This window comes from uncultured Treponema sp. (assembly GCF_946187725.1).
Lineage (GTDB): Bacteria > Spirochaetota > Spirochaetia > Treponematales > Treponemataceae > Treponema_D.
Window position 1 is genome coordinate 31,010 of the sequence record NZ_CAMHSK010000009.1, and the last position, 21,585, is coordinate 52,594.

The following is a 21,585-nucleotide window of genomic DNA, read 5'->3' on the forward strand; positions in this document are numbered from 1 at the left end:
ATGAATAATGATGTTTGTTTTATAATAAATTCAAAGAATCTCTATATTGATGAATATCTGGTAGAAATGAATATTCCAATTTTTTTTATCTGTAAAGATGATGATAATAATAAATATGCAGTTTTATGTGAAGACACTTCTGAATTGGAATATTTGATTTGCCGTGTTTCAATTGATTCATTGTATAAAATGCTAAAAAATGAATTAACTCTATATGATTTTATTCACGAATCAGATGAAAAGTGGATTCTAAAATCAGGTGATAGCCTTGAGACTGATTTAGTTGAAGAAGTTGGAGAATTGGAACCAGCTTATTACCCTAAAAAAAATGAATTCCTTGCTTTGAATAATGAAAAGATTTGTGATTATATAAACCGGATTCAAAGTGAGTGCAGCGAAGCATTTTCAGAAAACAATTCAATTGAGCTGCAAAAAATGATTCTCACAACTCTTACACGATTTAAAACTACTGTAAGCAAGTCTAATAAAGAATATAATTTTTTTAGAAATTCTGTTAAACAAAAATATAATCTAAAACTCTCTTTGGTTGGAGGCGTTTATTTATGAAAGTATTAGACCCTAAAATTTCGAATTTAAATTTAAATTTTGGGAAAACCCTAAAAGAAGATCAGGAAGTAAGTGTAATTTTAAATGCTCATATTACATTCTCAAAGGAAAATCAAGATAATTACCTTGTAACAGAAATATTAGATATGTTTTCAGCTGAGAAAAATAAGATTTTTTCTGTTGAAGTGGCATGTCCTCTGACTTTTGAAAGCAATGATGTAAAGGATACAGCGCAAAGAAATGAAATAATAAAAAACGATGTGTTTCCTATGCTTTATAACAAAATAAAAACAGTTTCCGATTATTTATTGTCAAATGCTACTGTTGTATTACCGCCATTACCTGAACGCTTTAACTAGAATGAATTTGTATTTTTAATTGTGAATTGCTATTTCTTCTTTAAGCGCAAGTACCTGTTCCAATGGGAGAGAAGTGATTTGTGAAGTTTGTTCTGGGGAAAGTCCCATTCCAAGAGCGTTCTTTGCATTCGCGATGGAAGCCTTTCTTATTCCGCGCTGCTCGGCGTTGTACATGCCTGTGTTATAGTCTCTCTGGGCCTTGAAAATTGAGTTCTGCTGTGCCCATTTGATTTCGTCTTCGCTCACAGTCAGCAATGATGATTTTGCGTTCATAAGCCCCTCCTCGCTTTGCGTAAGGCAGTTGATGTATTCAGAGCGCTTCTCGTCGCCCGCATACGAAAGGAACAATCCCCATTTTTCGAGCTTCGAGAGATTTTCAACCGGCTTCCCGAAAAGCTTGTGGATTTTAATCAGGTCGAAGAAAATCACATTAAGTTTGTCAGAAAGCTGCGTTCCGTCTGCCTTACGCATATTGTACCACGAAAGCGGTGAGCTGTCATCTTTGTCGAACTCGAAATTCAGCACCGAAATCTGATACGCGGGCGGCGTGCTCCAGTTTTCGCCCTTCATGTTTGATGTGCTGAGCAATCTCGCCACCTGGATTTCGGCACGGTCAGCATAGTCGTAGTCCTCGTTCCTAGTCTGCACCTCGATGTCAGCCCGCTCTCCGTCATTGAACTTAACGCTGACATCGAAACTCATCTGAGACTCCGTTGCAACCTGCACGGTCGGCTCATTCGGCATCAGCTGAATTTCCAGAATTTCGCGGCTCAGAATCGTCGAGAGAAAATCCTTCAGAGCGGCATTTGATTCCTTTGTGTCGGCCGTGAACATCGCCTTGAACGAAGAATCACACAAATGAAAAATTTTTGAAAAATTAAGATGGGCATATCACATAAAAGAGCATTGATAAAAAAAATACGGCAATAGTTCTAAAAAACTGTTGCCGTATTCATGTGATACTTAAATAATGTACGCGGATACTATTGCTATGCTCTTGTCGTACTGCGAAAAGAGTACGATTAAACTGTTTCCGTAGCATCAAAAAGCTGACGGACAGATTTTGGTTTAGTTCGTTACACTAACGACTTCTCGCGCAAGTTCCTCTTTGAGCGCAAGCACCTGTTCTAACGGGAGAGATGTGATTTGTGCGGCTTGTTCAGGAGAAAGCCCCATTGCCAGAGCATTCTTCGCATTTGCGATGGCATTTTCTATGCGGCCATCGTTTCGGAGCGTTTCATCGTAAGATTCCTGGTCAAACTCGGTGTAAATGTCATCCAAAATCTTCATGCGATTCTCCCGGAAAAATCCTTCAAGGAAGTCGCTTTTGATTGCGAAGTCAACTGCCTCGTTAACCGCACTGTCAAAACTCATTCCGCTCGAAAGGTTTTCCTTTACTTGATTTACGAACTCTCGATAATGATACAACGGCTCGCAGTTTTTTGAAAGGCTTTCGTTGTGGTTTTTGTTGATATTTATCACGGTTGCGGTCCATTCAAATTTCGTGACATTCTTATGAGCATTTTGCGCCTGGCCGTCTCCCTGCGGGATTTCCGTCGTGTTTTTTAATTCGTCATCTTTTAAAAATGCATCAGAAAGTTTGTATTCCACAATATCCGCCTGTTCCGCGTTGCCATTATAAAACACGATGAATTGTGGGGCAGGAATCTTCACGAGCACGCTGCCGTAGAGGTTCTTTTTGTGCTTGTCGATGTACTGCTGATACAGCTGCGAGAAGTATAGCATCCCTCGGAGCGGCATATTCGGATTCACTGTCGATTGATGTTCATACAGGCACATCTGCGAATGAATCAGAAAGGAAAGGTCGTTTTTGATCGAGACATAAATCACATCTTCGAGCGTGGTGATTTCCAAGTCTTCGATGTTCGTGTGATTTTTCCCGCTAAGCGCGTTATAGAGCGAGAGTAGCCATCGTTTACTGCGTTCGTCCTTGCCGCCAAAAATCGTGCGGAACAAGCTGTCGCGGTAGGTGCGCTTTGGCTTTCGTTCGCGGGCTGCATTATGGCGATTGCGTTTTTTGTTTCTAATTCTTTTTTTCATGAACTTCTCCAAATAAATAAGATGTGAGAAAGAAGAAGCGTGTGTTCTTTTCTCACTACATCTATTTATTTGAAAAAAAAGTCACTTTTCGGCAATGCCCACAGATAATAATTTGTTATAATTGACGAAAAATGCCGCTAAGCTATGGAACCCCGAAGTTGCCAGCTTGCTGGCAATGAGCGCGAGCGCGAAGGGTGGAACAGCGGCAGAAAAGGAAATTTGCGTAAAAAAAACATATATCCTCTGAATCCTGAATGTGTTTTTTTCTTCTATATATATGCTTCAGAATCTGGGAATAAAAAAAAGAACCACCCCTGTTGTGGAGGCCAGCAAGGATGATTCAGAATAAGCTGTTTGGTTGTTAAATTTTACTTGTTGTACTCGCCGGCGACAGAGGTGTATTTTGTTGTGCCTGTTGGGTCGGCGGCGGCGGGTGCTATTTGTTCGGCGTATTTTTTGCTTAATTTGTCTATCTGGGTGAGCAGTGCTTTGTCGTAGGTTGTGGATTTTCCTGATGTACTGTCCGAAACATATGAGTTAATCAGTTTTGAAAGAATTTTCACATCTTCGTCTGTGTATTCTTTGCTTCCGTCCTGCGGGAAAATCGTGTGGAAGAAGGTACTTGCGCTCAAGAATGAACCGATTGGCTGAGGATGCGTATCATCGCCAGAATCATAATAGCTGACTCCGTTCGTTTTGCTCAAATCGTAGAAAGCTTCTCCTGCCGGGGCGATGAGGGCATTGTATTTCTGTGCTTTGTCCAGATAGCATTGTGTGAATTCGGCTGTCCGGTCATCGCGCACTGAATATTTTGGCCATGTCGCATAGTAAACGAGTTTTGCATTCGGGTTGTGTTCGAGGATTTTCGGAACAAGGGCTGCTGAACCGCGAGTGAGTTTGTCATCGGTAAATGAGCCGCAAATGTCCTGCATTACGATATAATCGAAATTCCCTGCTTTGATTGCGGTTTCGGTGTTGTGTGCTGTCGAATGATAAATCAGGTTTTTGCCACCGAAGGTTACGGCTGTCGCGTTTACATTATGTCCGCGGAATCGTGAAAGTCCTTCAAAGACTGACCACATATTGTTGTAATAGGTCAGTGAATTTCCGATAAAAAGAACATTTGTCGCTTTTCCGAGGCTTTCGAGTGTCCGTGATGTGTCGGGCGGAAATACTGAGATTTCAAGGAGTCCGCAGTAGTCGCCGTTGTATTGTTCGACAAGAACTCGAACCCAGCGCGATTCTTTGTTTTCAAAGTGGAGTGTCTTTGCTGAAAGGGTGCCGTCTTTGACTTCGCAGATGGTCATCCATGATAAGCGTTCGATGGAATCAGGGCTTGAAATTCCGTCTTTTTCCATTGAGAACTGAATCTTGTAATGAACAGGATATGCGTCCGGGTAAGATTCTTCTGCATCCTGACCGCAGCCTGGAACTATTCTTATTGAGTTAAAAGATTTGACTGAGCCTAAATCGATTGCGAACCACGGTTTTTTGTCTCCGCCGGTCGTGTTTGCCAGTGCATAAGACTGAACCGAAGTGCTTCCGTCTGTAAGGTTGTTGACCGAAACTGGTGTGGTTTTCGACTGTCGCAAATTTGAGCTTGCATAGCCTTTTACGGCCGTATAATTTTTCGAATTTGCCAAATCATCTGGAAGTGAAGCGTAAACAACTGACGATTCTTCTTCTGATGAACCGCATGAGCACAGGCCGAGCGAGAGAAGGCAGCCTGCACAAAGACTGAAAAGTGTGACTTTTTTCATATAAGCCTCAAGAGAATGTAGAATTAATTATGGTTTAACGCTAAACTAATTAAGTTCAGTTTACACGCTTTTATTTTCTTGTCAAGAAAAAATGTAAAAAAAAAGTCATTTTTAGTCAAAAAAGTGCTAAATTATGACAATTCTTATATTTTTCTTGCCATTTTGTGAAAAAATTTGCTTGTTTTACAGGAAAATTCATAATAATATGTGAAAGATATAAAATTTTGCCGAAAATTTAAGTATAGATTGAATGTCGAGTTTTGTTGCACTGACATTGCAAAAATGGTGCACTACCAGAAAAGAGACTGTTGTTCAACACGGTTGCGCGTAATAGGTATCTGACTCGCTAACGCTCGCACGCGCAAAGTGTTTCACAACAGCCCTGCTTTTCTTCCCGTGCCCCATTTTTGATATTACTGTCAAGCAAACTCGACATTTTTCTATTCTATGCTCATAAAACCGTCTAATGACGAGTTTTGAATTGGTCAGGTATTGCAAAAAACGGCGCGAGGGAGCGAAACGGCTTACGAAAACACTCGTTTTGTGCTGCCGCGCAAGCGGCAAATGTATATAGTTACAAGCACAAAACGCGTGTAGCAGGCTAGCCTGCGGTTTCGATAAGCCGTTATCACGACTGGGAGCCGTTTTTTATGCAGCCAGTAAATTTCAAAACTCAACATTCGAGCTGATAGAAAATTAAAAAAGTTTGTCCGTTCTTCGGAGGATTCTATGAAAAAAGTGTTGCCGAAAGTTTTTGCTGTTACAACTGTCTTTGCTAAAATCGGATTTTTTGCAATTTCACTCTTTGCGCTTGCTTCCTGCGGTGAGGATTCAGGTCTTGGTTCATCTGTTGATACCGAGCCTCCGAGTCTTACCATAACTTATCCGCCTTCATCAGCGGTAGTTAACGGCTCATTCGTTTTTTCAGGAACGGCCACTGATGACAAGCAGATTGCTTCGGTGAGTATTTCTGTCGCAGATTCTCTTGGAAAGGAAGTTTATAATGTGGAAACGATTCCAGAGAGAGACGGAAGCTGGAGTGTCGAGCTGAACAAGTATGATTCTTCAAATCCTGCTTATTACAACGGCTGGCAATTTGCTGACGGTACATATAAAATTTCTGCGATTGCTTATGATAATGCCGGCAGAAAGTCGGGACTGATTCCTCATACGCTTTCTGTGGACAATACGCCGCCTGTTCTGGTTCTTACAAAGCCAACCAGCGTCGGTTCTGATGACGCTCAAACTTACGGTCAGGCCGTTCTGCTTCAGGGTTCTGTATCAGAAATGTCAAACGGCGGAAAATTCAATCTCACTGTTGATTTTTACAACGAAAACGGCAAATATCTTCTTTCAAGTACTTTCGAGAACATAATTGATATGTCTAGCGCGAATCCGCTTACAATCGCGCAGTATTATCCAGAAAGTGCGCGTCCTTCTTCTGAGAGTGATGCGAACTGGGAAAAATGGAACAATTACAAGACAATTTACGGCATCGATTACATTAAGGCTTATGAAGAGTATCGTGACGGAAAATCGAGCCAGAAGCCGGATGATAAGACTTTCTATTTCACTGTTACGGCAAATGATACTGCATTGAATTATACAAACAAAAAGTCACAGGAAGGAACTGGCAGCGGTAATGCGACTTCGGTTTACTATCGCGGAACTCCTGAAATGCTCAAGCTCATTGAGGGCAAATCGATTCAGAATTTCTCTGTTCTTTCGCTTCAAAACTATCTCAACAAAACTGATTCAACATACGCTGACAATGCAGATTTGAAAAAGATTCTCGATGAGGCGGCGAGTGTAAGTGCTAAACTCGAAGATTCTTCTTCACGCACGCTTTTGGATTCTTCTAAGGATATTTCTGATTCAATCAAAAACACTGACACAAAAGACGGTTCGGTCTACCTTAATTTCCAGGTGAACCCGCTCAACAATCCGACTTATTCTATTAACGGCTATCTTGTTGACGAGTCTAAAGTTAGCGAAAATGAATATTCGAGCGGAACTGAAGAAGGTGTCAGTGCGGGCTTCCATCGTTACTTTATGGATTCTAATCTCACTGTGAGCGTAAGTCCTGGACGCGATGAAACTCAGCTCAAACCTGCTACAGTTTCTTTCTTTATGAACAACACCGATCCTGCTTCAACAGACGACCAAATCCTTGTCTGGACATGGAATAAAGAAACAGCAATCGCATACGCAATGAAAAAGAATTCTGTCGGAAGGGAAGCAGCAACTGCGGCAATCGAGGCTCTGACGGCTGCATCTACCGAATACCGCTACACACCGACTCGAAGCGAGGCAATTCTTTCAAGCATGAGCATTGATACAACTCTTGGCGAAGAAGATGGCCTTGTGAGCGGAAAAACATACATTTTGTCGGCTGAAGGCGAGGACAATGACGGAAATGCCCTTGTTCCTGTAAAAACTGCCGGTTACGGAATTTGGGCCGCAATGAATGCCGAACCTCCTGAGGTCAGTTTTGGCGATACGGACAGCACGACAAACACGAATCTTGCGCAGGATTCTGTAATTAACTCTATAAGCAGGGAGTCACCGTTGCACTTTACGGGAAATGCGCTTTCTGCAGTTGCATTGAATGAAAATGACGGCCTTACCTATGCCGTTACTTTGACTGATTCTTCTGATTCAAAACGGACTGTCACAATTGAAGGAACTGCTGCTTTTTCAACAGAAGATACAAGAAATCCTTTCAATTATGCATGGAATTTTGATTTCCCAGCTGCAACCCTCTCAGAAGAGAAATTTGCTGAAATTCAGGAAATCTACGCAAATGAAGGCCGTTACAAGCTTGAAATCTTTGTCTGGGGAAAATCTGTCGGCGGAAAATCAAAAGAAAGCCGCTCACTCATAGTTGATACCAAAAAGCCTGTCGTACGAAACCTTTCAGTCACTAATTCTTATGCGAAAAACGGAGTCACTTACATAAGCGGAAAGTCAGATTTTAAGATTTCCGGCTCTTCAAGTGATAACTATGAGCTTGCTTCGACTGTATGGAAAGTTTCTGGAACCGATAAAGACGGAAAACTGATTAAAATCGAAGGCGGCATCGAAAAGAGCGAAAACTGGGAAGTTACAGTCACTTCCGAACAGCTTAAAGATTTCGTTTCTGTAGACGAAATTTCGGACATTACGGTTTCTGCGTATGGAACTGACATCGCAGGAAATGTTGGCGAGGAAGCGGTTCTTTCTATTGAAATTGATGCGACTGCTCCTGTTTTAAAATCTGATAAAATCGGCGGTACGGCATATTCTGGAAACGGTAGCTGGCAGAAAAGCACGACTATTGGCGTTGAGGGCGAAATCACCGAAAATCAGAGTGGAGTCAAGGCGGTTTACTATCAGATTGAACCTTCTGATTCAGCAAGCGATTTTGTCAGAATGACAAGCGAAAATGCCGCAAATGTGCAGCATGGCGGCGTGATTTATACTGTTTCAGGTGATTCAAGCGATTCCTTTACTCAGACACTTGAATTCAAAACGGGCACAAGCACCCTCAGATATGCGATTGCCGATAATCTTGGCAATGTTTCTGAAGTTTATGAGCGCACGATTAAAACCGATTCTTCATCACCAGTCGTAAGCGAGCTTGAAAGCGGAAATCCTGAGCGCACATCATTCTCAACCGCACAGTTCGGAAACAGCGCATCAAAATTCTCTTTCGCATACTACATTTCTGATTCAGAGAGCGGCGTGAATGCTGATTCAATTTCTGTAAAAGTTAACGACAAAACGGTCTCTGCTTCGGATGACACATACGGCACATTGCGAGCTGATTATATAGAAGAAAAAAGCGCATATCTTGTAAAAGTCACCCTCAAAGATTCTGAATTCAACGAAAATGACCTTTACACCGTGACTTCAAATGTGAGCGATGTGGCAGGAAATTCTGCACAGAATCAGGTCGGAATCTTCAGCATTGACAGGACTCCACCTCTCGTAAAAATCAGACAGGAAAGCGGAAGCAATCTTTTTGTTCGTGAGGGAAAGACTGTCAGTGCTACCGTGAGCGATGTCGGCGGAATCTCTGAAATCACATGGGCTGTATTTGAGAAAGGCGAAAATGCTGACTATGATTCAAACCCGAATCCTGTAGAAACGGGAACTGCGGAAGCGGGAACTAGCGCGGACATAACTGTTCATTTTGATAAAAAGGCTGAGGACGACACAACTTATATCTTCGAAAGTGATAAGGAATATGTAATCTGCGTAAAAGCAAAGGATGAGGCTGGAAACGAAGGTGCTTATTCAGCTTCAAGCGCGTATATTGTTGACCGTGACGGCCCGATTTTTGATGATGAGCATGACGGCCTTAAAGGAAGCGACTGGTTCAATTCAACCACAATCGTTGTTTCTGGAAAATGGAATGATGGCTCAAAGGGCAGTGGTGCGACAACTCTCTATTATCAGCTCAATGGAGAAAATGCGCTTACACAGGAAAACTACGAGGAAGTCGGAAAACCTGTCGCAATCGATTCAAAAGGTAATTTCAGCGTGAACATTGCCGATTTTAAGAGCAGTGATGCAAACAAATTGCTTTATGTTGCAGTTGACCTTGTTGGCAATGTTTCTGAAGTCAAAGAGCATGTAATCAAGGTTGATACGAGCAAGCCGATTTTCAGGGATGCAACGGTTGATTTACAAGGAAATTATCCTGAGCTGACTGTTGAGACTCAGGAAGCAATCAAAGATGACGAAAAGACCTTTAAGGTTGCGGTCTGTGATACAGGCAGTGGAATTACAAACTCAGAGTCACAGAAAAAATTCTCTGCAACGGTAGCAGGTCTTAGTGAAAATCCTGCCTTAGAGCGGCCGATTTGGATTAGCTATGAGCCTGATGAGACTCCTGCAAGCGGATACCAATCTTCGGGTGTTGTAACTGTTACAATCAAGAAAAATCTCATCAATGCTTTGCAAGAAGGTGTTGCGAACGAAGTTCTGCTTACCGCAGAGGACAATGCGGCAAACTTTACTACGACAACAATCGGCTACATCAAGACCGATGTTTCGGCTCCGCGTGTTACAGTTCAGCTTGAAAGCGGCAAAAATCTCTATGTAAACGGCCAAAAGACCGTGAATGCCACAATCACTGATCAGGGCACAATCAAAAAGATTGAATGGGCTGTGTTCCAAAAGCGGGAAGACAGAAAATACGATACAGATGGAATTACGCCAGTTAAGAGCGGAGAATTGACTGGAAATGCTATTACAAACAGCCCATCGGTTACGGTTGATTTTAATGAAAAAGTCGATGAAAATTATCTCTTTAAAGATTCAGAAGAATATGTAATCTGCGTAAAGGCAGACGATACTGCCGGAAACTCAGGCGTTTACGAACTCAAGACCGGCGACAACGGAAACTTGTACGGCGGCGGCATTTCAAACGTATATCGCGTTGACCGCACAGGCCCGGATTTGAGCGAAGACAAGATTTCTGATGCTGGTTATGACTCATCAAAATGGCTTAACGCAAATGTACTCACTGTAAACGGAACTTGGACTGATTCATACGGAGCTGGTTCTTCTGTTACAGGCAGTGGTGCAAGTGCTCTCTATTATGTGCTTACTCAGACAGAAATTTCTGAAATTTCTGCAAGTGCAATTGCAGGCAGCGCACTCAGAAAGACTGTCGCAATTGACGATAACGGCACATACACTACGAACATTTCAGGATTCAAGACAGGAAACAACTATCTCTATTATGTTGCAAGCGACTATGCGGGAAATCTTTCTGCAGTTAAATCACATACAATTAAGATTGATACCAAGGCACCTGATGCTGTATCGGATGTTACTGTAAACGAAAGTGCGGTCGATTCAGCAAATTCATTCTACACGAATAAAACTAAGGCTCTGACCAATCCAGTAGATGCAATGTCAATTTCTTTCACTGTGGCTGATGAAACTGGCGGTAGTGGAATTGACACAAATAGAGTTTATGTCCTTCCATATAAGAAAGTCTCAAATGAGGAAAATGACAATACAGAAATTGCTGGAAATAAAGCAGATCTTTCTTCTGGAACAAACGGAACCTTTACCTTCAGCATTTCTTCTTCAAAAATCGAGAATTCTGGCAGTGTTTATGCGCGAATCTACGATAAAGCCGGAAACGCAAGCGATGTGAACCTGTTTGCCTTTGTTGTGGACACAACATCTCCACAAATCCAGAACTATACGGTTGCTGACGAAAAGCCTGGATTTGCGGCATACAAAAAGACAAAAGACGGTGATGAAAATCATTTCTATGTACACAGCGGAAATTCTCATACCTTCACTCTTTCAGGGGTTGCAACCGACAATCTCGGAATTGAAAAAGTTGAGCTTACGCTAAAGGATTCAGCTGGTGCGGTTCTTTCTGGCTACCCGAAAACAAGTTCAGATGTTTCAAACTGGAAGTTTGAGGAAGAGTCTCTTTCAGGTGTTGCTTCTGCTTTAATCGAGGTAACTGACAAGGCGGGAAACACGGTGGAACAGACCATTGCCTTTACACAGGATGTTACTTCACCTGTCGCAAAACACGAATATGACGCTAAGAAAAAGGATTTGTACTTCCGTGTGGGCGAGTTCGACAATGATCTGGATGAAATCAAAAAACTGGTAACTGGTGCAACAACTCTGGATAATAACCTTGATAAAGATGTTGGCGGCAAATACAGTGCAGGAACTTGGGGAACTGCAAGCACAATCACAATCCGCGGTTACTGGACGGAAGAAGGCTCAGGGGTCAAGACGATTTACTATAAGATTTTCAACGATGTACCGACAGCAGAGCAAATTACTGAATTTAACACCAAATATGCACAGACAGGGGAAAGCGACGGAAACTTTGCACCTTGTGCTGAAGTGACAAAGCGCGTTGTTTACACAAAATCCCTGAATGATGATGGAAGTACAAATGAACAGGGAACGGCAGAAATTCCATATTCATTCAAGACCGCAATTCCAGGCTTCAATTCTGAAAAGAATTATCTCCTTCTTGTAGCAGTTGATAATGTCGGAAATGCAGCGATTGACACTTTGGGAGCTGACAAAGCTGATGGTGTAACAACGGATGTTACTTCGGAAAACTGGAACTCTGGCCTTGCCGCATTCTCGCTCAATGTGGACACCGTGGCTCCAAGCCTCACTTCAAGCACATCAGGCTCTCAGTATACGAATAAAATCACCCCAATCAAAGTTTCCTTTGGTGACACGGATGAAGCAAAGGGAATTGTAACGGACGCTTCTTCTGGAGTTAAGTCTGTCGTTCTTTCAATCGAAGATGTTGCAGATTCAAGCGTCACTGTAGAAAGTTCTGAACTTGTAGAAGATTCAACAGATAAAACAAAAAAATACTGGAAGGCAACGATTCCAACGGACATTCTTTCTAAACTTTCAAGCGGAACCTATAATGTAAACGCCACAGTAAAAGATAATGCTGGAAATAAGGCAGATAGTACAATCTTCACGCTTCAGGTTGATACGGATGCTCCAACTGTCAGCATGGTCACTCCTACTTACAACGCAACAACGGCAAGCGCAGTAAACGGCAAAATCTCCGTAAAGGGAACGAGTGAATACACAGGGGCTGCACCAAGCAAATTTGCGCTCTATTATACGACAACAGAACCAAAATCAACTGCAACAAATGAGAGCGGAACTCCACTTTCAGCTTTGACTCCAATCACACTTGACGGAACTACATCTTCTGCAACAGAAATCACGGATTTGAGCAAAATCACCAGCTGGGAGATTAAAAACTTTGATTCTTACGCGGTATTCGGTGATGACACGACAAGTGCTGCAAAAGACATTTACATCGTGCCTGTCGTTTATGATGTTGCGGGTAACTGCAACATTTATCGCGAAGAAGTTACAGAAACTACAAATGGCGAAACGGTAACTCAGACTGTAACAAGAAGCTACAGCTACACAGAAGGCACAAACTTCTTCAAGTATAGCGTAGACAAAAATTCTGACCGCCCGATTATCACTCTCGGAAACTGCGATGTAAGCGGAACAGCGTTAAAGAGCACATCAAAGGCTTACGGCACAATCGAAGACGACGACGGACTTACAGGACTTCATTTGTTCTATATTGCAAAGGGAAATTCTGTTCCGTCTGCATTCCCGACTGTAGAAAACGGCTCTGTAACATTGAATGGCTGGAAAGAATGCCCGCTTACTTCGGGAAGCTGGGATATTGATTCTGGTGTGGAAGGTCATTTCTCTTATTATCTTTATGCGATTGACGCTGAGGGCGGAAAATTCTGGTCTACAGCGGAAAGTGCACTTTCACAGATGTATGTTTACAATGGAGTGAATGACAAGAGCGAAAAGAAAGACGAGAAGGTGGGACTTTCATTCAGTGCGGACTTGAACCCGCCGGAAATTGAAAGCGTTGAAATCGCTCACAAATCACTTCCTGCTGACTTTGTTGCTCAGGGCAATGAGACAGGCTGGAGTGCTGTAACTGAAACATTCGGTCCGACAGATAAATCTTTGTATCTCAAAGTCGTTGTTTCGGAATTCATCGGTTTGAAGGAAAAAGATAACCTCACAGAATCCGACACGACATTGCTTGCTCGCCTCTCAATTCCAACTGTTACAATCGGCGGAACAAATGTTACGCCAAATCTAAAATCTGTTGCTTCTGAGACAAAATCAAAAACTGTCGGGGATAAAACTGATACGACATACTACACATTCCTCTTTGATGCAATTGATTTGTCAACGCTCAATTTGACAGGCGCAAAGACTGCAAAAGTAGTCGTGACTGATAAATCAGGATTTACGGGGCAGGGAACAATCGGTATCAACTACGACCGAACTGCTCCAAGCATCAAGATTATCTCTCCGACTGCGGCAATTTCTGATGCGGTAATTTCTGCGACAAGCGTAAAGGGAACTGCATTTGATGATTATTCTTCAATTCAGAAACTTGAATATGTAATTCCAGCAAACGGTCAATCGTATACAACCGACTCTGACAACTGGATTACAATCGGAAGCAGCACCGGCACCTGGGAAATCGAATTTGATTCAGGAAGCACGGAATCTCCATCAAGTCTTCTCTATTATGCGGCAAATCATGATGATTATGTTGGTGTTGAAGAGGTCTCTGAGGGACTTGGAATTTATGCAATTCCGTTCTATTTCAGGACAACTGACTCTGTTGGAAATGTTGAAGTCCATAAAACTTACAGCGAAAAATCGGGTGAATCTTCTGTGAGCAAGCCATTCATCGTTTACGCAAATCCTGATGGTGGTAAGCCGAGCGCATGGATTAATGCCCCGGAAACTGGAATCACAACAAGCGGAACCGTCACTATTTACGGTGGTGCAATGGACAATATCAGCGTTAAGACTGTTTGTGTTCAGATTGACGCAAACGGCGACGGTGTTATTAATGATGACGACTATACTTATCTTATGGCTACCAATGAAGGTGAAACACAACCGAATTATGAGGTATTTGGGCTTGAGGCTGGAAGTCTTGTAGAATCGACTGTAAAAGATGGGGAAAAACAGAACGATTGGTACATCAAGGCTTCAGGCACAAACAGCTGGAAGGTAATTCTCAACACGAATAAGATTCCTTCTTATGAAGTTTCGGCTGGAGGTTCGGGGACAACTGTTTCAGGCATAACTTTGGAGAACGGAAAAAAATATCTTCTCGTGCGGGTTCGTGCAATAGACGCTGATGACAACACTAGAAAATATACTAATCCGAATGTTGTTAAAATTGACAATGTTGCTCCATATTTTAAGAACCTCAAGCTCGTTCAGTATGGAAAAAATGCCACTGCAAGTGTAAGCAAAACTCCTGTCACGGAACGAGAGTATGTTTCGGGTATGTACATCAGCAACATTACTGCAGAAAAGAATGGTACATGGTACCTCTATGCTGAAGTTGAAAGTCATTCTGATATTAAGAGTATCACGGCGGACACCCAGGCTTCTGAAACTGCGACGGTAATTCCTTTGTCAGACACGACAACATTTGTCTCAAATACGGAAAAAGTATATGCCACAGGTAGCGGAACATCTTACAAATTGCTCATTCCGTTGAATACAACTGAGTCTGGTGTTATTTATTCGATGTTGAAAGCTGATAATGTTAGCGATGGAGCACCTACAGGCGAGCAAACAATCAAAATCAACATTGACTCAACAGCACCGAGTCTTTACACGACTGGCGGTTCTGAGACACTGGATGCCACTTCCACAAATGATGGACAGGGAACCCTGCGAATCAAGAGCCAGAACAAGATTCTTGGTACAAATTCTGAAAGCAATGCTGTAATCGAAAACTCAGACGGCTACTTCTCACTCGGTGACACTGTTAAGGAAGCTGGTTCAGGCTTGGCTTGGCTTGCCTTCTATTTTGAAAATGACATCAAGGGCATGGTCTATGATCCGATGATTAAGGTCTCTGACAGCACTTACGGTGGAACGACTTTTGCGGCAAGTTCAGAAAATCTTTCGAGCGGAAGCGTTTACATCAACTCTGACAATCTTGCTGCTCTTTATTTGACAGACGTAACTCGTGGTTCTGATACGACATTCTCTCTGACAGCAGCAAATGACCATGTTCGGATTGGCGGTCTTGTTAAAATCGGTGGAACTTACCACACGATTAGCGGCGTGGACGAAAGGACTGTTACATTCACACCGGCAGTTTCGACTTCATTCACTACTGTTGAACTTATTTATGCTCAGGTTGTTGACCATGCTGTAACCGAGAATATCGTAGTTGATTATGATGACAATGATATTGGAACTGAGCGAATCGAAAGCGATGACGGCGACGGAATGTGCGAGAACCTTACCCAGCAGGGCTCTTACTACAACTGGAGCGCAATGGTTGATTCAAACAATATTCCTGACGGCACGACATATATCCGCCTGGTTGCAATGGACAATGCGGGCAACCTCTCTCACGGAAAAATTGCCTCAATGGTTGCAAACAACCGTCCGCGTCTCACAAAGGTCTTCATCGGAACTGACTTGAACGGCAACGGCAAGTATGACTTTGATGCAGATGATGGAGATGCACCGGTCGTTTCAACAAGCAATAAAACCCGCACAAAGAGCGGCACAAGCTTTGGAGAATTCAACTATTACACCGCATACAACACCCGAAGCGGCGCTGCCCAGTCAAAAGTCACTCTTGATTCTAGTGCATTCAAGGTAATCTCAGGCCTTTGTATCGTTCCTGAATTCACCGGCGGCAACGGAAGCCTCAAATACACCCTGACAAACGGCAGTGATTTGAATCCATATGCAGGCGGCGAATTGAAGGAAATGGTTCCGCGAAATTCTTCTACTGCAAGCGATGCAACTATGGAGAAGAAGGGGGAATCTGATACAAATTACTATATCAACAATGTCGGAAAACTCTCGCTTTTCGGAAACACGGCAATAACTGACGGTGACAATAAAAACGCCGTTGCTTACGGAATTAGTGATTCGGAAAGCGGAAACAACTATAAGGACTTCGGCGGAATCGTAATCGCTGATGGTAATGCTGTAATTTCGGGAAGCGACGGTGCAACAAACAATGTAAAAGTCACATTCTTCGACAATACTGACAGCACAGACGGTGCGGCTCATGCAGACGGACAGTGGGCGACACTCGTGATTCCTGTAACAATCAAATCAAGCGACACGACCGTTCCACAGCCAAAGATTAAGCCGTTCCATTGGGCAGATTCAACTGACAACAGCCTCTATGTTAAAAAAGATTCAAACAATGTATATCAGGCTGCTTCTGCAACAGAAAAGAACGGCGTGATTGCAGGACACATTGAACTTGAAGGTGCTTTGCCGACTGGTTCAAACTTGACGGCTGATTTGCCGAAAGTATCGGGCATCATAAAGGTTGAGGGAACGATTTTTGATGATGTCCGACTTGAAGCAATCAGCATGAGCATATTCGGTGGGGCAAACACAAAAGTTGCTTCGTATACAAGCGGTGCTTGGGGAACCGCAACTTCTTTGCCGACAGGACTTGTTTCATTCACGGCAGTTGATGAGGACATGAGTCAGAAAGGACACACAGTTAAGTACACGGCCGTCATTGATACGGAAAAGCTTTCTGTAAGCGGATACCCTGTCGGAAAAGCGCAGTGGATTACTGTGGGCGCAAGCGACTGGAAGCACAACTATGTGACTTCGAACGCTAGTGTTACAGGCGGAAGTGCGCCATTTACAGTTGGTGACGGTACTTCGACTGCTGTAACACCTGCTCAGACAAAAAGTGCAACAAACACAAACTGCTATCAGATGGATGTCGTGCCGTATGTTACGGAAATTGTGACACATTTGAGTGCATTCTCCGGAACGGCTCACAGTGTTTACGCACGCACAGCACATGGTCACTATCCGTGTTATGAAGGGGAGACAATTGAGTTCAAGGGCTACAACCTTGGAAGCGGAAAGGCAAAGGTCGTGATTCAGGGAATGACAGCTGGTGGCGATGCACTTTCGGAAGCAAACAAAATTACTCTCACAGCTACAAGCACTGGAAAAACAGGTGCTGTTTCCGGGGCAATTTCTCTTAGCGTGAACGGAATTCCTGCGATGAACAACATCAACACAAACAATGCATGTGGTTCATACACGACAGAAGATACAGGAAGGGCTTACACCGATGACAATTATGCTCACTGTTACAACCGCCAGCCGAACGGAGTGAACAACAACACACTCACCGACGACCTTGAACTTGATGTATGGCAGTTCAAGAATGCAGCTAAACCTGTAAACGGTGGAGCAGAGCGCGTAACGATGAAGATTCGCCCAACTGACGGAACTCCAGGATTCAGCTATGCGAACTCGGTATTGTATTTCAGTATGCCGGGATATAATGCTGACCATACCAATGACACTGCATGGCGTTCAGAAAATGGTACAATTAATGGTACATATGCTTCTCAGATACCATTCGGAATGAACTACGGTGGTTTCAGTCATAACTCATTCACATTTGATAACCAGGGATATTCTTATGGTGCGGCAATGTGTACAGACACAAATAATGCATCTCAGTCAGCATTTTTCCAGTTCTTTAGTAAGGAAACTCCACTTCCTTACAATTCTTACGACCAGAACATGAATTATGCAAACGAAGCAAATGCCAGCCGACTTGATTCTTCAACGATGAATGTCGGCACAGATAATTCTCAGAACTGGCAGTGCAACATTAACCGAATTCAGTCAATCAGCATGGAAACTTCTAATTTAAATGGAACTGCTGCAGCAACTGATGAGGCTCCTGTTTATGTTTTCATGGCATATTATGATGCAATTGTTAAGCAGGTTCGTTTCCGATGGGGAACGGTCGGCGGCTATTCTGACTCAATCGACGGAAAATCAAATAATAATAATCAAGACACATTCAGCACACGAAAAAACAATGCTTACGGTCTGGATGATATTCATGACTCGAAGTACACAGGCCGTGCAGAAGATGGAAAAAATGCTGGTGGATGTCGTCCAAGCTATCTTGCAGATTCTTTCGTTAAGTACAGCAACACAAATAATGGCGGCATCCCAATCCAGGTAATTGCTGCCAGCGGCATGGCTTACAGCGGTATACACAATTCTATTTACAATAAAATGGAGTACACCGCCGGACAGTATGTTTCTCTTTCAATTCTTGGAAAAGATACTGCAAGTCCAACAGCCTGTGTATTCTGGTATGACGGTTCCAAACTCATGATGGCCTACAACAGCTCACCGACCACAAGCAATTCATGGACTTACAAAACTGTCGACACCGACGGCGGCCTGCATGTTAAGTCGGCCGTTGACAGTGACGGAGGAATCCATCTCGCTTACTACACTTCAAACGGCGGTAACTTGAAGTACGCATATTTGAGCGGTGTTACAGCGGACCCACAGATTGCTACAGTTGATGCGAACGGTGCCGTTGGTACAAAGTGTACGATTGATGTTGCAAAAGTTGGCGGAAATCAAGTTCCGTACATCACATATCAGATGATTGGTGGTGTTTACACTTACAACGCAAAGATTGCTTACCGAACAAACTTTACTTCAACGACTGTACCAAATGGTGCGGACAGCAAAGATATGTTCACTGGTGACTGGGAAGTTTCTGTAATCCCAACGGAATCAAGCCGACTTTTGAACGACGACACAATCAATGTCGGTCTCTGGCGAGATTCAAACGGTGCGGCACAGGCATTCACATCAAATGCTTACTGGAAAGAAAGCGACAAATGGTTCAATGCTGCAACGAGTGCAACTCTCGGAACTCTCACTAACGGTGAAGATGGTGCGACTGGTGTTTCTAATAACACAATGAATGTCGGAAACCCATCGCTCATCTACGGTAACAACACCGCAAACCCAATCGTCGGTTACGGCATTGAGTCTGGTGCAATCGAAATGGCCCAGAAAAAATAGGCGGTCATTTTAATCATCTGACTCAACTCGCGATTTGCCCTGTTTCCTATATTCATTCGGAGACAGGGCAAATTTTCTGCGGAATAGGCTTATGAAGTATGAGAGATTTTCAAATCCGTTTTCAAAGGCGATTTGCGTGACGCTTTTTGTGCTTTGCAAAAGTTCTTCGGCTGAAAGCTCTAGCCTGTAATCGTTCAGGTATTGAATAAATGCCATCCCGGTCTGCTCCTTAAACATCTTCATGAAGCGGCTTGGCGAAAGATTCGTGAGTTTTGCGGCTTCTTCTACGGCGATATTCCTTGAAAAATTCTCCTGAATGAACGAAAGAACTTTTTTAAGCCGGATTCTTTTTTCGTAGGATGACGGCGTTTCGTTTGGTGCCCCTACCTGGTTTTTGAGATGATGCATCACCTCAAAGAGCCGTGCTTTGATTAGAAGCGCATTTTCTTCATAACAATCATGCGGAATATCAACAAGATTTTTTAGCAATGGGAGCAGTTTTTGATTCAGTTCGCTTCCTTTTTCGACATGAATTTCCTTGAGTTTCGAATTTTCTGAAAAATTCTGGAAAAATGCCCTGCTGCAAAAAGATTCGGGATTTTCTTCCAGAAAAGAAAAGTCAAAAAGGATATTGTGGTAAGCCATAAAATCTTCGTCTTTGCGCGCGATTGAATGAACCTGCTCCGGCGGAATCAATATGATGTCGTCTTTCTGGCAAAGGAATTTTTCTCCCTGCACGGTTATGTAGCCCGTTCCGTAAGTCAGAAAGATGATTTCAAATTCCCGGTGCCAGTGCAGCGGATACCCAGAAAGCCATTCTGGAATCCTGCCCTGATATATTGCGAAAGGAAAGCTCTTCTTTCCGTGTTCTTTTAATTCTCTTAGTGTCTGTTTCATTTAAAACGCCATTTTTCTGTTATTATTATGCCATTTTTCTTGAAGATTTTGCAATAAAAAGGCATTATTCTTTTAAACATGAACGAAAAATCTATTATTTCAAAAGCATTTCATTTCGACAGGGATTTTAAGGCCCAGCTCATACAGATTGCGCTCCCGGTTACGGTGCAGGTTTTAATCGAAGCATCCCTTTCTTTAATCGATCAGATTATGATTGGTCGTCTTGGTAGTGAGGCAATTTCTGGAATCGGTCTGGCCGGAAAATTCATCTCGCTGTATCATGTTGTTCTTTCATCGATTGTTTCTGCGGCCGGCATCCTGATTTCTCAGTATTTTGGTGCAAAAAACAAAAAGGGCATCAATCAGAGCTTCTTTCTTCTATTTTATAGTTCTTTTTTCGTGGCGGCGGTTTTCTTTACTCTTTCAATTTTCTCTCCGAATCAGATTATGTCGTTTTATTCGAAGGATTACGGAACTGTAGCCGAAGCGTCGGTTTATCTGAAGTGGCGTACAATCGGCTTTTTTCCGTGCGTGCTCACAATGTTCATTTCTGCAATGCTGCGTAATATGAAGAGGGCAAAACTTCCTGCCTTTGCCGGTGTAGTTGCAATCTTTTTGAATACGATTTTGAACTGCTTTTTGATTTTCGGCCTGTGGATTTTTCCGAAAATGGGTTCTGCGGGTGCGGCTCTTGCAAGCAGTATCGCTCAGCTTACCGAAATGCTGATTCTTCTTCTGCTTTTCCTGCGTGAAGAGAAAAAACAGAATTTCGCTCTCAGACCGGTTTTTGCATTTGAAAAGGATTTTGTTTATAAAGTTGCGAAGATTCTTTTCCCGATTCTTCTCGGTGAATTTATGTGGTCTTTGGGCGAAAACATGTATGCCGTAATTTACGGTCATCTTGGTACAGAACCTTGTGCCGCAATGACTTTGATGTACCCGATTCAGGGGATTGCAATCGGTGCCCTGTGCGGAGTTTCAAGTGCTGCCGGAATCATTACGGGAAATTCGCTTGGTGCGAGCGACAACAACAAGGCATGGTCTCAGGCGATGGGATTCGTAAAACTCACTCTTACGGCGGGCATTCTGATTGGAATCGCTGTAATCTCGATTTCTCCGCTGTATGTCCGTCTGTTCAATGTCGCGCCAGAAACACGCCTCGTCACAATAAAAATCCTTGTCGCATTCTCGGTCGTGTTCACTGCAAAAGTTTTCAATATGGTTGTCGGTGGCGGCGTTCTGCAGTCGGGCGGGCAGACAAAATTCCTCACTGCGGTCAACATCATCGGTACATGGGGATTTGGCGTGCCGCTCGGTTTCATTTCGGCTTATGTTTTCCATCTTCCAATCTGGTGGGTTTATTTTATGCTTTCACTTGAAGAGCTTGTGCGCGTAGGTATCAGCGTGTGGCTACTTCGCTCACGAAAATGGATGAAAAATGTCACGGAAAATCAGGAAGTTGCCTGATTAGAGGTTTTTTTTGCGGACGGTGGATTTTC

The 21,585-nt window shown here is 43.1% G+C and carries 8 protein-coding genes; 4 read left to right on the forward strand and 4 right to left on the reverse strand.

Features of this window, described 5'->3' with window-relative positions; all coding sequences use genetic code 11:
• Together Q0Q74_RS05585 and Q0Q74_RS05590 are read left to right on the forward strand one after the other, a co-directional pair.
• On the forward strand, nt 1-567 hold the full coding sequence (locus Q0Q74_RS05585) for a hypothetical protein (RefSeq protein WP_294429273.1): 567 nt from the start codon (nt 1-3) through the stop codon (nt 565-567).
• Entirely contained in the window at nt 564-926 is a 363-nt protein-coding gene (locus tag Q0Q74_RS05590; RefSeq protein WP_294429274.1) for a hypothetical protein, read from the forward strand. Before Q0Q74_RS05585 ends, Q0Q74_RS05590 begins: the two co-directional genes overlap by 4 nt.
• Nucleotides 927-941: 15 nt before the next feature.
• Here Q0Q74_RS05590 and Q0Q74_RS05595 read toward each other — a convergent pair whose 3' ends face one another.
• The 3 genes from Q0Q74_RS05595 to Q0Q74_RS05605 all read right to left on the reverse strand — a co-directional run bounded on the left by Q0Q74_RS05595 (nt 942) and on the right by Q0Q74_RS05605 (nt 4,747).
• Nucleotides 942-1,784, reverse strand: coding sequence for an Rpn family recombination-promoting nuclease/putative transposase (locus tag Q0Q74_RS05595; protein ID WP_294429275.1), 843 nt, complete (start codon nt 1,782-1,784; stop codon nt 942-944).
• A 210-nt stretch (nt 1,785-1,994) separates the two neighbouring features.
• The gene (locus Q0Q74_RS05600; protein ID WP_294429276.1) at nt 1,995-2,987 is read right to left on the reverse strand and encodes an Rpn family recombination-promoting nuclease/putative transposase; all 993 of its coding nucleotides are present in this window, start codon (nt 2,985-2,987) and stop codon (nt 1,995-1,997) included.
• A 368-nt stretch (nt 2,988-3,355) separates the two neighbouring features.
• Nucleotides 3,356-4,747 (reverse strand): discoidin domain-containing protein, encoded by a 1,392-nt coding sequence (locus tag Q0Q74_RS05605; RefSeq protein ID WP_294429277.1) that lies wholly within the window; start codon nt 4,745-4,747, stop codon nt 3,356-3,358.
• A 729-nt stretch (nt 4,748-5,476) separates the two neighbouring features.
• On the opposite strand from Q0Q74_RS05605, the gene Q0Q74_RS05610 reads away from it, so the two are divergent.
• Nucleotides 5,477-19,189 carry an Ig-like domain-containing protein gene (locus Q0Q74_RS05610; protein ID WP_294429278.1) on the forward strand — a complete coding sequence of 4,571 codons (13,713 nt, stop codon included), beginning with the start codon at nt 5,477-5,479 and terminating at the stop codon, nt 19,187-19,189.
• Nucleotides 19,190-19,198: 9 nt separating this feature from the next.
• Here Q0Q74_RS05610 and Q0Q74_RS05615 read toward each other — a convergent pair whose 3' ends face one another.
• Entirely contained in the window at nt 19,199-20,086 is an 888-nt protein-coding gene (locus Q0Q74_RS05615) for an AraC family transcriptional regulator (RefSeq protein WP_294429279.1), read from the reverse strand.
• A gap of 78 nt (nt 20,087-20,164) precedes the next feature.
• On the opposite strand from Q0Q74_RS05615, the gene Q0Q74_RS05620 reads away from it, so the two are divergent.
• Entirely contained in the window at nt 20,165-21,553 is a 1,389-nt protein-coding gene (locus Q0Q74_RS05620) for an MATE family efflux transporter (protein WP_294429280.1), read from the forward strand.
• The last annotated feature ends 32 nt before the right edge of the window (nt 21,554-21,585 follow it).